A 14,971-nucleotide genomic window follows, 5' to 3' on the forward strand; every position below is an offset into this window, starting at 1 on the left:
TGGTGATAAAATCAAGTCCACCTGTCCTTAAACCAATCTTTACGCGTTAGGAGTTTCGATTCCAACACCATCATTTAAAAATTTAGAAATGATGACTCTTTGGATCTGCGAAGTTCCTTCATAAATTTGGAAGATTTTTGCATCACGCATCAATTTTTCGACTGGGTATTCTTCGTTGAATCCGTAACCACCAAAAATTTGTACTGCATCCGTTGTAACACGCATAGCCATATCTGCACAAAATACTTTTGCAATCGATGCTTGGTAAGTATTTCTGAATTTGTTATCGATTAGCCAAGCGGATTGCCAACAGAGAAGTCTTCCTGCTTCAATGTCACGAGCCATTTCAGCAATCATAAAACTAACACCTTGGTTTACAGAAATAGGTTTTCCAAACGCATTACGAGTGTTTGCATAACGGATAGAATGATCAAGTGCCGCACGTGCCACACCCACAGCTCCAATTGCTACGGCAGGACGAGTTTGGTCAAAAGCGCCCATCGCAATTTTGAACCCTTCCCCTTCTTTTCCGATCATGTTTTCTTTTGGAACTTTTACATCTTCAAACGTAACTCCACGAGTATCGGAACAACGTTGCCCCATATTTTTTTCTTTTTTACCGACGATAATTCCAGGAGATTTGGCATCGACGATGAAACCTGTCATACCTTTGTGACCGGCATTTGGATCAGTTTTTGCTAAAACAAAAAACCAATCTGCATGGCCGGCATTTGTGATCCACATTTTGGATCCGTTGATGATGTATTCGTCACCCACTCGTTTTGCTGTGGTGCGGATACCGGCTACGTCAGATCCAGCACCTGGCTCCGTTACTGCATAAGCAGCCAATGTGAAATTTTCAGTCATTGGTTGGATGTATTTTTTCATTACATAATCGTCAGCACCTAACAATACCGGCGCGAGTGCTAAGTTGTTTGCTAGGATGGCTGTTGCCATTCCCGAACAACCGTAAAATAATTCTTCGGAAGCAATCAGTTCATCCAAAACACCGAGCCCAGACCCACCGTATTCCACGGGGATATGCATATTCATAAGGCCTACATCAAAAGCTTTCTTTAAAATTTCTTTCGGATATTCACCTGTGTGGTCATGGTGTTCCGCCTTGGGAATCATTTCATTTTTGGCGAAATCTTTCGCTAAGTCGCGTAGGGCTTTTTGTTCATCGGTGATAGAAAAGTCGATCATGGTATGCCTTATAGATGTTTTTTTACAGTACTTTGGAATTTTCTCTCTGAGTCAAGAAACTAGGGCGACTTAAATCTGTTGAAAAATCTTTTGAATCAAAAATCCTAGCCTTGGGAGAAAACAATGTCAGGACACTCGAAATGGGCGACGATTCGAAGAAAAAAGGGAGCCATTGATGCCAAAAGAGGTGCCATCTTTACAAGGATTGCCAAAGAAATTTCCGTAGCAGCAAAAGAAGGTGGTGGAGACCAAGAAGGAAACCCGAGACTTCGTTTAGCGGTCACCAAAGCCAAAGCCGCCAACATGCCAAAGGACAACATTGAACGTGCCATCAAAAAAGGTACAGGTGGACTCGAAGGTATGGTCTACGAAGAGTGTCTGTACGAATGTTACGCACCTGGTGGTGTTGCCATTATGGTGGATGTCCTTACTGATAAAAAATCCCGTACAACTCCTGAAATTAAAAGCATTCTAACCAAACTCGGTGGTTCCCTCGCCAACGCAGGCGCTGTTTCCCGTTTTTTTGAACGAAAGGGTCAAATCTCTTTAAAAGCAGACCAAATTTCTGAAGAGGCGTTGTTTGATTTGGCACTCGGGGCCGGAGCAGAAGACATCCAAGTCAATGATGGAATGTATGTAGTGATTACATCCCCTGCAGAATACGAAGCTGTCCAATCTGCCCTTTCCACAAAAGGTCTGAATATGGAAGAATCAGAAATTAAATACATTGCTATGACGACTGTCGAAGTGAACGACAAAGAAACAGCAGAAAAGGTGATGAAGTTAATTGATAACTTAGAAGCCAATGACGACGTCCAGGGTGTGAGTTCCAACTTTGAGTTAGGTGAAGGTGTCGAACTAGATTAGTATATCTCCCGAGGCAGGACGGTTAGTTATGTCGCCCTGTCTCAAGCGAAGTTTGAAATCGTAAGGCAAAAATTTTGTATTACGAAATTTTCGGTTTTTTGGTTTATCTTTTTTTGATCATACCCGCAATGAAAATAAGTAAAATCGCTCCTACCACTGCAACTATCAGTTCCGCAACCAGACCATAAGAACGAAAACCGAGTAGGCCAAATACGATTCCTCCCAAAAAGGAACCGACTACGCCAATTACCAAATTGGCAATGAGCCCAAACCCTTTTCCGCGCAAAATACGACCAGCAAGCCAACCTGCCGCAAGACCAATCAGTAAAAACCAAATAAAACTAAACATAAGTTACTATCCTTGTTGCCTTTTCTTTTGAATTCTCATAAATTTACAAGAAGTCGTTTGAGAATCAAATCATATACGAAGGCTACATTTGAAAAATCAACTTTTAACTGGTCCCTATTATTTTGGAATGAAGGATTTGGATGTATTCAAAGAACATTTCATCCAAGAAAACCAAGGGAAACCTCTCTTCCTCATTCGTTTTGAAAATATTACTGGAATCGAACTCACTGATTTTTTAGATCTACTTCGAACTGAGTTTTATAACTGTATGGATTTGGAAGATATTACTTTTGGATTTCATCATATTGAAAAACAAAACATTTTGATTATGGGTATCTCTCCCCTTTTTGAATGGGATATCGAACGATTCCCGAACATTGAAAATGCAGTTGGTAAATTCCAACAACAATGTTTACAAAATAAAACCGCATCCTTTCACTTTGGAGTTTCTAGAACACAATCTAATTTTATATCAGATGGTGATGAAATATATAACGAACTTTATAAATCATCTGAAAAAAATCTAAACGATAACCTAGTTCGTTGGAGTTGGACTTATTACAATAAAGCCAATACTTATATTTCTGGTTCAGTTCATGAAGCCATGATCCAACCGACTGTCATCTTCAATCCGAAAGACAAAACCTATTCGGTGAAAGGAGGTGAAGTTTTTCTTGGAGGTGGCGCCTATATTGGTTATAAAGACCTAATCAATGATATTCCATCTGACCAAGACTTGAACCGGATTGAACTTTTGATTTTAGAAAAGTTGATCATTGCATGTGAAGGGGCACCGGGATTATTAAAATTTAATATTTCTCCTCAATCATTAATTGATACTTTTTCGCAAATGGACCGAGTGGATCGATTGAAAAAACTCATCCAAAATAAAGACCTACTTCCTGAAAACATACGATTTGAACTCGTGGAAAAACCTTACGATGACTCGCACTTTCCACTAAAGGATGTGTGTCATGCATTCTATTCGCATGGGATGAGTTTCGCAGCAGACGACTTTGGAGTCAAAAGTCAGTCCCATCAAATCGTTTTGGATCTTGGGATTATGATTAAAGAATTTAAACTAGATCCTATCAGTTTTAAATTCAAAATGGAAGAAGACCAAATTAAATTTTTAGACAACTTGGCATTTATTGATTATTGTAAACGCCTAGCTGATAACAGGGAGGCAGTGATTACTGCAGAAGCCGTTGAGGATTACGATACTTTACGATTTCTTATGGAACACCAAATTTACCAGTTCCAAGCCAATATTCTATTTGGAAAAATGACTGTATCGGATTATAAAAGAGATTTTGAACTTCTGCATTCTATTCATGAAGATGCTGTGAAAGAAGTATTGACAGATAAAATTTTGTCAGAAAAACAAAAGAAAGTTGGGAATTTGTTTCGGGTTGCTTCCGAAGAAGGTTTAATTTAAAATTCATTATGCATTTCATTATGGCGATTGAAAACGATCCCAATTCCTCTCAGGATTTGGAAAACATCTTCCTTGGTTTACGCCAAAGAGTTGTGATCACAAAATTTTCTCAAACAGTACAAGAATATGTAAAATCCTCTAATCCAGATATCATATTAATGGGTTTGTCTTTTAAGGATAAAAAAGAGTTAGAGTTTGTATTGGAACTTCGCCGCGATGTAATCACACATAACATTCCTATTTTGGCTATGATTCCTAAGGAAGATTCTAACTTCATAGCAAATCACAAAGCTCTTGGATTTACAGATTATATGGTTAAACCATTAATCAAACAACCTCTTTTAGATCGTATTCACTCACATATTGAAGAGTATAAGTTTAGCGAGTCTTCTAAAACAAGAGACAATATGTCATTTGTCGTTGTTGATAGAGGACACGGACGTGTTTTATTTCAGTGTCGTGCCAATCTCAAAAGATACGTATTTCCAGAATTCAAAAAAATATTCACACCTAATTTTTTAAAATCAATCCAAGCGGAACGTATTTGTTTTGATGTTCGTGTTGTTCCTGAATTAGGCAAAGAGGAAGTAGAAGTATTCGAACGTGTGATGAAACTTTTTTTAAATCATGAAAAAGTAGTGTTTATCGCAGGCCGTCACATGGGAGCTTTTATTGAACATGCTGCTGATGATGAAAAAATGTTAGTATTTATGGCTCCCAACGAATTCGATGAATACGTAAAAATGGAAGATCAAAAAAAAGAAGAGATACGTAAAAAAGAAAAAAAAGAAAAGTTTATTAAGGAAACTGGTAAAGAACCCGCACAAAGTCCTACTTTGTTAAGCCAAGTCAAAATTGAAATTCCGACAGATCCTCAAGATGAAGCTGAAAATCAAAACCTTTCTACAGAAATTACTGATAATCCACCTAACTCTGATACTACGGATTCTTCCCCTCAAACTTAATTAATAAAAATAACACAAAAGAAGTAACCAATGAATTACAAACGCGAAGTCATCGATATTCCCAACGGCAAAGGCGAAATCATTCGCTTTCAAATGAACGACCAAAATTCTCTCACTGGTCAAAACATGAAAGAACTTGGTGAGATTTTAAATGAAATCAAAGCCGATCCTTCCAAACGAGGTGTGATCTTAACTACAGATAATCCTAAATTTTTTTGTAATGGCCTCGATGCGGATAACTTACTTTCCACCAGTAGAGACAAACTCCTTGATGAGGTTGGTGGAATTGTCATTCTTTTTGGTGAACTTGTAAAATTCGATAAACCACTTATAACGGAAGTGACTGGTCATGCAATGGGTGGAGGTGCCGTGATCACTGTGGCTTCTGATTTTAAGTATATGTTGGATGGAAAAGGAAGAATTGGATTTACAGAAGTTAATGTTGGTCTTCCGCTTCCTGGAAGTTTTATCGATCGCATTCGTATGTGTGTAGATCCAAGATATTGGTCAGAGGTATGTTTAGAAGGAACCACTTACAAAGGAGCAGAAGCCAAAAAAATTGGTCTTATCGATGAAGTGGCACCAACTCCCGAAGAGGTTCGTAAACTCGCTTTAAAGAAATTAGAAACACTTTCAAAAGTTCCTTCCGCGGCCTATCGGGCCACAAAAAATACATTGAATGGTGCTCTCATTGCGCACCTTGAGCAGTATAAAAAGGACACTATCAAATCCTTTGAACAACCAGGTGTTGTTGATAATTTACTCGAAGCAATGACTGCTCTCAAAGAAAAACGTAGACCTGTTTTTAAATAAATTTTATCAGAACGAGGGGAAAATGAGAATCACCCCTCGATTCTTATAAGTCTTTTCACCATAAGAGCCGAAAATTAAATTGAAATCTGATGTTGCGTTCTTTCGTATTTGTACTTATCCTATTTTTCTTTCCGCTATCTGCAATATCTGTCTCTGATTTTCCACCAGGTTTTGTTTTAAAAAATCCCTACGTCTGGCCCGTCAAAGGATATGACTCCATCACTGGCACTTTCGGTGAATTTAGAACAGGTCATTTTCATATGGGCCAAGATTTTTCTACTGGAGGCAGGATTGGTATTCCTATCGTTGCTGTAGCAAAAGGAAAAGTCACGCGCGTACAAAGAAGATGGACTAGCATTGGTTATGCGTTATTTCTCCAACATGATGATGGAATGACTTCTCGTTACGGTCATTTACACAAATTTTCTCAAAAAATTATCAAACAAATTTTAAAATCAAAACAGGCAAAACGATACAAAGACAGAACTGATTTTGATATTGCTCTTCCTGAAGCAGTTGAAGTTGAAGCGGGGGAGACTATTGCATTTTCAGGCGACACGGGAGTCGGGCCACCTCACCTTCACTTTGAACTATTTAAAGACAACGTATATTATAATCCCGTGCATTATGGTTTAGGATACAATGTTGCGGAACAAATTGTATTCAATGCGCTACGAATCACTCCGCAAACGCCACGTACTTTTATCAATGGACGAAATGAAACGGTTGAAATTCCTTTTTATGAAACCGGCGGAAACCGGTTTGAATTATCTGAGTCACCCACTCTTTTTATCCAAGGTAAAGTGGGAATTCAAATTGCAATTCATCAAAAATCAAATAGTAATCGTCTCGGAATATTCACCTTAGACATGTTAATTGGCGAAAATGTCTTACAAGGTTTCCAACTATCAAAAATCCTAAAAGAACATACTAGAAAAAATGTTTTGTTATATGACAGTTCAGTTAGTAAACCCAATGGAAACCCATTTTCCTATTATTTGCACACGCGCGATGGAAATGATCTTTTAGGTATGAGAAGTAATGGAAGAGAACAGGGACTTCTTGATAGCGAACAGATGCGAATTGGTGAACCAAAAGAGATTACAATCCGTGCAACAGGTATGGGTGGCCAGATGTCCTTTGCATCGTTTTATATTTTAAAAGACCAAGGTGATTATAGTCATATTGTCACTAAGGAATGGAAATACAATGTATACTATGATCGATATACAACCTTTAAATCCAAAGATACAAAAGTGGAATTGTTTTTTCCTGTGAATGCTGTTTATTCTAAAGCTTTTTTTGATATCGAGGCCCAAGAACAAATTCAAATTAAAACACAAGGTTTGAATCAACTTTCTAGTGTTTATAAAATCGGACCTGATTTTAAGGACTTTAATTTAGGTTATGACCTTTATGTCAAAGTTCCTAAATCCAAAGATATTAATTCAGCGGACTTATATGAAGTGTTGGCTGATGGAAATGTTAAAAAAATCAATGGATCTTCTTTTAGTTCTTGGGGTCAGTTTTTTAAAGTAAGGTTACGCAAAACGGGAATGTTTGTGGTCCTTTCGGACCAAACTCCACCCAATATTTACTTACACGAGTTAATGAATAAAACTGTTTATCCAAGGGAAGACTTCGCTTTGTATCTAAAAGCTGTGGATGTTGGATCAGGAATTATGCCAGACGGCTTTGATATCACTGTGGATGGAATTCCCGGCAAAGCTGAATTTTTCCCTAAAGATGGGCGGTTAGAAATCTTTGAACCAGAGATTTTATATGAACCAGGAAAACATACGGTGCTTGCGAGTGTCAGAGACTTTGCAGGAAATTGGAGTTCTACCGTTAGGTATGATTATGAAATCCAAACACCACCAGTCCCGGAAGAAAAGAAAAAACAACCTTCGGACAATCAAAACACAGATACGATAAAAGATAAAAAGAATACAAAAGAAACAAAAAACAAATCTTCTTCGCCTAAGGTGCAAAAGGCGGTAAAACCAATTTCAATCGCACCTAAGGCAAAGGATAAAAAATCTACATCCCGATAGCCGCACCACCGTCTACACGGAGGTAAGTTCCAGTGATATAAGATGCATCATTGCTTAAGAAAAATTTCACAGCAGATGCAATCTCTTCTTGTTTTCCCGGACGTTTGAGTGGGATTACAGAAGGATCTGTCAACTTGTCTTGTACTTCTTTAGAAAGAGTTCCTGTCATTTCTGTTTGCACGTATCCAGGGCAAACTGCATTTACTAGAACGTTTCTTCCAGAAAATTCACGAGCAGAAACTTTAGTTAACGCAATCACACCCGCTTTGGAAGTGGAGTAGTTTGCTTGGCCAGGTTGGCCTGTTAATCCAGAAACTGAAGAAATGTTTACGATTCGACCAGAGTCAGATTTTAGAATGAGTTTACTTGCGGATTTAGTCATAAGGAAAACTCCCTTACAGTTTACATCCATTACAAAGTCATATTCTTGTTCAGACATACGAATGAGAAGATTGTCTTTCAAAACTCCCGCGTTGTTCACAAGAAAATCTAATTTTCCAAAAGCTTCTTTCGTTTTGCTGATAGCAGCGTCACAGTCTTCTGGCTTTGTTACGTTACAAGCAACTCCAATTGCTTTCACACCAAATTTTGCTTCTACTTCTCTTGCAGCTTCTTCAATTTTTTCCTGATTCAAATCAACAAGCACCAAACTTGCACCATGCGATGCGATTCGGTTTGCGATTGCTCTTCCCAAACCAATGGGAGAGGCAGCTCCCGTTACCAGTGCTACTTTTCCTTCGAATTCTTTGGACATATGCCCCCCTAGGATTTATTACTAGATTCTAAACTTGAATTTCGAACATCGTTCGGCAATCGTAAAATTCCCAGTTGAAAGAGAAGTTTCTAATGAAAGACTGCCCTTATGATCGATCGTTACAGCCATCCAGAGATTTCTGCCATCTGGGAATTAGAGAACAAATTTAAAATTTGGACAGATATTGAAATTTATGCCTGCGAAGCCCGCGCCAACCGCGGAGAAGTTCCCAAAGAGGACCTAGAAACCATCAAACAAAAGGCTAAATTCAACGTGGATGAAATTCTAGAAATAGAATCTAAAGTTCACCATGATGTAATCGCCTATTTGACTAACTTAAACTCTTATATAGGACCAGCAGGCCGTCATGTTCACTTTGGACTGACATCCAGTGACGTTGGTGACACTGCACTTTGTGTGCAAATGGTACAAGCGATGGACCTTCTCATCCAACGCACCGAAACGCTTTTAGAAACAACAAAAGAAAAAGCAAAAGAGTACAAAGACCTTCCTTGTATCGGACGTTCTCATGGAATCCATGCAGAACCAATGACACTTGGACTGAAGTTTGCTCTCTTTTATGCTGAGATGACTCGTAACCTAGATCGGATGAAAGATGCTAGGGCTCAAATTGCCGTAGGTAAATTGTCTGGGGCTGTCGGAACTTATTCCAATATTGATTTAGAAATTGAAGAATACGTTTTAACCAAACTTGGATTAACCGTTGATCCGATTGCTACTCAAGTCATCTCACGTGACCGTCATGCTTTTTATATGTCCGTACTTGGTGTGGTTGCAGCGAGTTTGGATCGTATGGCAACAGAAATCCGTCTTTTACAAAAAACAGAAGGACGTGAAGTAGAAGAACCATTTGCCAAAGGCCAAAAAGGATCTTCGGCGATGCCTCACAAACGAAATCCTGTGGTTTGCGAAAGAATTTCTGGGATCTCCCGAGTCATTCGTTCGAACGTAAACGTAGGTTTACAAAACGTAGGACTTTGGCATGAAAGGGACATTTCTCACTCATCTGCCGAACGAATTGTCCTTCCTGACTCCACCATCGCACTCGATTATATTTTGGAAAAAATGAACTTTGTTTTAAAAGGCCTTCATGTATATCCAGATGCCACCGAACGTACATTAAACGTAACTCGTGGACTTATCTTCTCACAAAAAGTATTGTTGTGGTTGATTGAAAAAGGTGGAATCTCAAGAGAAGATGCTTACCTCATCGTTCAAGAAAATGCAATGGCAGTATGGGCAGACCAATCCAAAAATCTTCGCGACCTCTTAAAACAAGATCCAAGATGTTCTGCCATCCTCAAAGAAAGTGACCTGGATGAAATTTTCCAAATCAAACCATATTTGGAAAGAATTCCGCTCATCTTTAAACGATTGGGAATTATCGATTGATTCCAATCGTGTCATTTTAAATGGAAATTCTATAGAAAGTGGATTCCTAAATCAAATTAGAAAAGGGTATAATCTCATGGCCGAAAAACAAAATGTGATTCAAAGATTAGTCGGTAAGGGATTGTATCCTTCGCAAATGGCATGGATGTTACTTCTTCCATTCCGAAACCTATACTTATCACCAGCGAAACTAGCAAATCGATTGGATCTTAAAGATGATTCTATCGTTTTGGAACTCGGATGTGGACCTGGATATTTTAGCCCCTTCATTGCCAAAAGAATTCCAAAAGGAAAACTTTATCTTGCAGACATTCAGCCAGAAATGCTTGAAAAAGCACGAAGCCGGATGAACCGAAAAGGGATAAAAAATGTAGAATTATCACTTACTGAAAAGGATTCTCTTCCTTTTCCTGATAATCATTTTGATAAGATTTATCTTGTTACGGTTCTTGGAGAAATTTCAGATCCTAACAGTTATGCAAAGGAAATGTTTAGAGTGTTAAAAACAAATGCAATTGTTTCAATATCTGAACAAGCTGGTGACCCGGACTCCCTATCCCTCGCAAACGTTGAAAAGATTCTGTTACCAACTGGATTGCGTCTAAACCGAGTATTCGGAAAAGGCAGGACATACACTGCCAACTTTATCAAAATTTAAATCAAAGATTTTTTTCCAACCACTCAATCAAATCTTTTAGCATCTCCCGGTTGATGCTATGACCTTCTTCATATTCATGATAATGAGGCCGAATTCCAATTGATTCCAAATATTGCCTTACTGAACGTGCATATTCAATCGAAAGAACTCGATCATTGGTACCGTGAGAAATAAAAATCTTCTTTGTTAATAATTCTTCTGTAACATTAATTATTTCCTTATTCTCTTCCAACAACCTTCCACTTAACGCGATGATTCCTTTGAATTTATCTGGATAAAGTAAGCCCAAAGAATAAGACATGATGGCTCCTTGGCTAAAACCACCAATCCAAACATTGGATTCATCAAATTGGTAATTTGATTTTAGATAAACCAAAAACTCTAATAATAACTTTCTACTTTGTCTTTCTTGTTCTAAGTTAATCTTAGGTTGGCCGGCTGTGAATAATACTTCATACCAACCGTAACTATTAGGGCCTAAAATTAAAGGGCCACGGAGAGAAACAACGAGAAAAGAATCTGGTAGATAATTTGATAAGGAAAACAAATCTTCTTCATTACTACCAACTCCATGTAACAATAAGAGGAGAGGGGGTTTTTCGATCGAAACTTTAGGTTTTCGAATTAAGAATTCTAATGGTTTTTCCATGTTTATTTATACCTTAGTCCTCGTCCGTTTCTATTAAGAATCTAATCTTACAGAAGTCATTGTCAATGCTCCTGCCACTGGTTTATCATTAAAAAATGATACGGTGTCAGAATCAAATTTTGTTCCTAATGTGTATAACAATGGCAAATAGTGTTCCGCTGTTGGGATGGCCCATTCAAATTCTTTTCCATGATTTCGTATTTGAATTAATGAATCATAATCTCCCGACAAAATCCAATCTTTAACTTTTTGATTCACTTCAAGAGCCCAGTCAAATCCATATACATCGTTTAATCTGTCCCAGGCCACCATACGCAAGTTATGTACAATATTCCCACTGGCAAGAATAAGTATACCTTGGTTTCGAAGCGAAGATAATTCTTTAGCTAGCTGAAAATGATCTTCAAGCGATGTTTTATAATCCATACTTAACTGAACTATAGGAATATCTGCATTTGGATAAATATGTTTAATCACACTCCAAGCTCCGTGATCCAATCCCCATTCATAATCTAATTTTACATTTTGAGTTTTTACCAACGACTGAACTATTTTTGCAAGTTCAGGGCTACCAGGAGCAGGGTATTGTACATCAAATAATGCTTTTGGAAAGCCACCAAAGTCATGTATGGTGGAAGGATTTTCCATTGCAGTTACAAATGTCCCATCGGTTACCCAATGCGCAGAAATACAAAGAATGGCCTTAGGTTTCGGAATAGTTTTACCCAAATTACGTAAACCTTCCACAAATTCATTTTCTTCAATGGCATTCATCGGGCTGCCATGTCCTAAAAAAAGAGAAGGAAGTATGGTGGAATTTTTCAAAAAATTTGAATTCTCTTTAATTTCTGCTGAGCTCATTTTGTATTCGGAATTTTGTCATTCCGACCCTCTCTTTGGATAGTTTAATATTAAATCATTTATTGTCAATCTATTCTTATCTTCGAAAACTGAAATTTGTCCTTTTTATAGCAGACGAATCGTTGCAAAGCAGATCTGATTAAGATAAAGAGGTTTTATAGTTATGAAAGCAATAAAATGGAATTTAGGATTTGGTTTTATGAGTTGGTTTGTGCCGTTTTTTATCTCAATTTTCTTTTTTTCAAAAGAAGGTTCGCTGCAAATAGACTTATTTCTTTTCAAAACAATTATGATTGTTGTTGGATCTCTAAGTGGTTGTTTTTTATTGTTTCGATATTTTTTGTTAGTTGATTCTAATTATATAAAAGAAGGAATCATCATTGGGATTTCTTGGATTTTGCTTAACTGGATTTTAGACATACTAATATTACTGCCAATGTCTAAAATGCCAATAGATGTTTACTTTATTCAAATCGGATTTCGTTATCTTTCAATACTGTTTTTTGCAATAACATTGGGCGCCATATTAGAGAAAAAAACTCAATCGAAATGATAATTTCAAAAATCATCTTAAACAAAATTATCTTTTGAAAAACTGGATTCCAAAATGTCAAATCTTCCTATGCTCGCTATTTTGAAATCAGAGATTTCTATTCTATCTTTAGAGAAACCATTGCTCTACCTTATGTTATCATTGTTAATTGATAATTTTTATGAATGAAGAAACAAATTTAAACTTAATCGAAACCCAATTAAATGCCTATAACAATAAAGACATACATTTGTTTCTAGAATGTTGGGATAAAAATGCAAAAATATTCCTCCATCCGGATACTTTGTTAGCAGATGGAATTGATCAAATTAAAGATAGGCATATAATTCGATTTCAGGAGCCAGACCTTTTTGCAAAATTAATTTCTAGAACTTCCTTCAACGGGAAAATTGTAGACCATGAAATGGTTACTAGAAATTTTCCTGAAGGAAAAGGAACAATTGAAGTATTAGCCATTTATGAAATCGAAAATGTAAGAATAATCAAGGCTTGGTTTTTATTGGGAGAACCAAAATTCTAAGTTAGAGTTTATTAAAGCATGAACCATTGTTGACCCGAGGTTTCTATTCCCAAGAGAATCGAATCTCGATTTTCCTTTTCTTTCAATAATTTATTATTGTAAGATTGTTATTACCATTTAGATTATTTCGTTTAACCTGATAGATTTCAAGAAAAATGAATAATTTAACAAAGTGATTTGAGGAAATATCTATGGCAGCGCCAAAGAAGAAGAAAAGCAGCAAAACAAAGATAATAAATAAAAAATTAGATTATCGAGCCAATCCTACTCACAGCATTTCCCCTTTTCTTATGTTTAACGCAAACATCGAAGAGGTTGCAAAGTTTTATGCATCTGTTTTTAAAAAATCCAAAATTATTACTGCGAACCCCATGCAAGGAGAGTTCATTTTAAACGGACAAAAGTTTAAGGCATACAATGGTGGACCAGATTTTAAGTTCACCTGGGGAGTTTCGTTTATGATCAGTGTAGAAACTCAAAAAGAAGTAGATTATTATTGGAACGCACTTTTATCCAATGGCGGTAAAGAAAGTATGTGCGGCTGGCTTCAAGATCAATTTGGTATGTATTGGCAAGTAACTCCGAAAATTCTTTTACAACTCATTTCGCACAAAGATCCAATCAAAGCAGAACGTGCCACGCAAGCCATGTTAAAAATGAAAAAAATAGACATAGCTACATTAAAAGAAGCAGTAAGCTAATCTGTATCATTGTTAATCACAAATAAAAAAATTTCTGATACTGATTTGGAATCTGCTTTAATCATTTGGGATTTTCTCACTCAAATAGATGATCTTAATAAAGCAGATTTAATTTTTGTCCTATGTAGCCATGACATTAGAATTGCAAAGTATGCAGTAGATCTATACAAAAATGGTTATGCAAATCGAATTTTATTTTCGGGGGGACTTAACTTTTTTACTAAAAATATATTCACTGATTCGGAGGCTGATTCTTTTGCAAAGTTTGCAACGAATGAAGGCATACCTATACAAGATGTATTCATCGAAAATCAATCTACCAACACAGGTGAAAATATTCAATTCACTAAATCTTTGTTAAACAAAATGAATATTAAGGTAAACTCGGTAATTGCGATTCAAAAACCTTCTATGACTTTAAGAATTAGGTTGGCTTTAGACAAACAATGGCCAGAGAACCAATTTAGAATTTCTGCGCCTAACTACTCATTAATGGAAGCCCCTCATAAATATATCAATCTTTATATGATTATAAACGAAACTGTTGGTGATTTACAAAGAATTATTGTAAACTCGAAATTAGGTTTTCAATCTGAAACCTCTATTCCTGAATCCGTTGAATCTGCTTTTAAATATCTAATTTCCCGAAAATATAACTTACATTTAATTCGATGACTAAAAAATAACCTTGAGGAACTATTTCAAAATGAATAAAAATCAAATTTCTGTTCTCTTAATTATTTCTTTAAATTTTCTTTTTCCATTTAAAACTGAGGCAATCAATTTAAACAAAAATACAATCAAACTTGAGTGTCAAAAAAAACTACTAGGTGTATTTGAATATACTTACCCAATTGCGGGTAAATTTAATATTACTGATGTAAAAATTATTTATACTAAAAACAAAATTTATACTTTTAGAGAATATCCAAATTTCTATTTTGTAGAATGTATCGAATGGGTAGATTCGTGTACCTACAAAACATACAAATGTGAGCTTCACGATCCTATTCTTGATGAAAAAACTGAAGATACTACCACCTCAGTAGAACAATTCACTCAAATTGTTGGTAATAAATTTTATTTCAAAAGATTTAAAAACCAAAAACTCACAAATGAAGGCTATATCAGAAAAACTTCAAATGATATACCCATTGAATTTCGATAAAT

17 protein-coding genes are annotated in these 14,971 nt (G+C 36.4%); 12 read left to right on the forward strand and 5 right to left on the reverse strand.

Going from position 1 to position 14,971, the window contains the following annotated elements:
- Positions 1–39: 39 nt before the first annotated feature.
- Positions 40–1,206: an acyl-CoA dehydrogenase family protein gene (locus tag EHQ31_RS18005; RefSeq protein ID WP_135572632.1), complete on the reverse strand. Its 1,167-nt coding sequence runs from the start codon at positions 1,204–1,206 to the stop codon at positions 40–42.
- A gap of 123 nt (positions 1,207–1,329) precedes the next feature.
- On the opposite strand from EHQ31_RS18005, the gene EHQ31_RS18010 reads away from it, so the two are divergent.
- Positions 1,330–2,073 (forward strand): YebC/PmpR family DNA-binding transcriptional regulator, encoded by a 744-nt coding sequence (locus EHQ31_RS18010; protein ID WP_135572633.1) that lies wholly within the window; start codon positions 1,330–1,332, stop codon positions 2,071–2,073.
- Positions 2,074–2,176: 103 nt separating this feature from the next.
- Here the strand turns inward: EHQ31_RS18010 and EHQ31_RS18015 are convergent, their stop codons facing one another.
- Positions 2,177–2,422, reverse strand: a complete 246-nt coding sequence (locus EHQ31_RS18015) for a GlsB/YeaQ/YmgE family stress response membrane protein (RefSeq protein WP_135572634.1) — start codon at positions 2,420–2,422, stop codon at positions 2,177–2,179.
- An 88-nt stretch (positions 2,423–2,510) separates the two neighbouring features.
- Here EHQ31_RS18015 and EHQ31_RS18020 point away from each other — a divergent pair, with 88 nt between their 5' ends.
- The 4 genes from EHQ31_RS18020 (at position 2,511) to EHQ31_RS18035 (ending at position 7,692) form a co-directional block, all read left to right on the forward strand.
- Complete coding sequence (locus EHQ31_RS18020) at positions 2,511–3,860, forward strand: EAL domain-containing protein (protein WP_135572636.1); 1,350 nt, start codon at positions 2,511–2,513, stop codon at positions 3,858–3,860.
- Between the two features lie 20 nt (positions 3,861–3,880).
- Positions 3,881–4,825, forward strand: coding sequence for a response regulator (locus EHQ31_RS18025; RefSeq protein WP_135572638.1), 945 nt, complete (start codon positions 3,881–3,883; stop codon positions 4,823–4,825).
- Positions 4,826–4,855: 30 nt separating this feature from the next.
- On the forward strand, positions 4,856–5,638 hold the full coding sequence (locus tag EHQ31_RS18030; RefSeq protein WP_135572640.1) for an enoyl-CoA hydratase/isomerase family protein: 783 nt from the start codon (positions 4,856–4,858) through the stop codon (positions 5,636–5,638).
- 89 nt (positions 5,639–5,727) lie between these two features.
- Positions 5,728–7,692 carry a M23 family metallopeptidase gene (locus EHQ31_RS18035; protein ID WP_135572642.1) on the forward strand — a complete coding sequence of 655 codons (1,965 nt, stop codon included), beginning with the start codon at positions 5,728–5,730 and terminating at the stop codon, positions 7,690–7,692.
- Here the strand turns inward: EHQ31_RS18035 and EHQ31_RS18040 are convergent.
- Entirely contained in the window at positions 7,679–8,446 is a 768-nt protein-coding gene (locus EHQ31_RS18040; RefSeq protein ID WP_002972927.1) for a glucose 1-dehydrogenase, read from the reverse strand. The genes EHQ31_RS18035 and EHQ31_RS18040 overlap by 14 nt on opposite strands.
- Before the next feature lie 108 nt (positions 8,447–8,554).
- On the opposite strand from EHQ31_RS18040, the gene purB reads away from it, so the two are divergent.
- On the forward strand, positions 8,555–9,859 hold the full coding sequence (gene purB, locus EHQ31_RS18045) for an adenylosuccinate lyase (protein WP_135572644.1): 1,305 nt from the start codon (positions 8,555–8,557) through the stop codon (positions 9,857–9,859).
- A gap of 76 nt (positions 9,860–9,935) precedes the next feature.
- Positions 9,936–10,517, forward strand: coding sequence for a class I SAM-dependent methyltransferase (locus EHQ31_RS18050; protein ID WP_135572646.1), 582 nt, complete (start codon positions 9,936–9,938; stop codon positions 10,515–10,517).
- Between the two features lies 1 nt (position 10,518).
- On the opposite strand, the gene EHQ31_RS18055 is transcribed toward EHQ31_RS18050, so the two are convergent.
- Together EHQ31_RS18055 and ygiD are read right to left on the reverse strand one after the other, a co-directional pair.
- The gene (locus tag EHQ31_RS18055) at positions 10,519–11,166 is read right to left on the reverse strand and encodes an alpha/beta hydrolase (protein ID WP_135572648.1); all 648 of its coding nucleotides are present in this window, start codon (positions 11,164–11,166) and stop codon (positions 10,519–10,521) included.
- A 33-nt stretch (positions 11,167–11,199) separates the two neighbouring features.
- On the reverse strand, positions 11,200–12,027 hold the full coding sequence (gene ygiD / locus EHQ31_RS18060) for a 4,5-DOPA-extradiol-dioxygenase (protein WP_135572650.1): 828 nt from the start codon (positions 12,025–12,027) through the stop codon (positions 11,200–11,202).
- Positions 12,028–12,190: 163 nt separating this feature from the next.
- On the opposite strand from ygiD, the gene EHQ31_RS18065 reads away from it, so the two are divergent.
- From EHQ31_RS18065 to EHQ31_RS18090, 5 genes are all read left to right on the forward strand, one after another.
- Positions 12,191–12,580 (forward strand): hypothetical protein, encoded by a 390-nt coding sequence (locus tag EHQ31_RS18065; RefSeq protein ID WP_135572652.1) that lies wholly within the window; start codon positions 12,191–12,193, stop codon positions 12,578–12,580.
- A gap of 160 nt (positions 12,581–12,740) precedes the next feature.
- Positions 12,741–13,100 (forward strand): nuclear transport factor 2 family protein, encoded by a 360-nt coding sequence (locus EHQ31_RS18075; protein WP_135572654.1) that lies wholly within the window; start codon positions 12,741–12,743, stop codon positions 13,098–13,100.
- A gap of 191 nt (positions 13,101–13,291) precedes the next feature.
- Positions 13,292–13,801 carry a VOC family protein gene (locus tag EHQ31_RS18080; RefSeq protein WP_135572656.1) on the forward strand — a complete coding sequence of 170 codons (510 nt, stop codon included), beginning with the start codon at positions 13,292–13,294 and terminating at the stop codon, positions 13,799–13,801.
- 9 nt (positions 13,802–13,810) lie between these two features.
- Entirely contained in the window at positions 13,811–14,476 is a 666-nt protein-coding gene (locus EHQ31_RS18085) for a YdcF family protein (protein ID WP_135572658.1), read from the forward strand.
- 31 nt (positions 14,477–14,507) lie between these two features.
- Positions 14,508–14,969, forward strand: a complete 462-nt coding sequence (locus tag EHQ31_RS18090) for a hypothetical protein (protein ID WP_135572660.1) — start codon at positions 14,508–14,510, stop codon at positions 14,967–14,969.
- Positions 14,970–14,971: the final 2 nt, after the last annotated feature.

This window comes from Leptospira montravelensis, from assembly GCF_004770045.1.
GTDB classification, from domain to species: domain Bacteria; phylum Spirochaetota; class Leptospiria; order Leptospirales; family Leptospiraceae; genus Leptospira_A; species Leptospira_A montravelensis.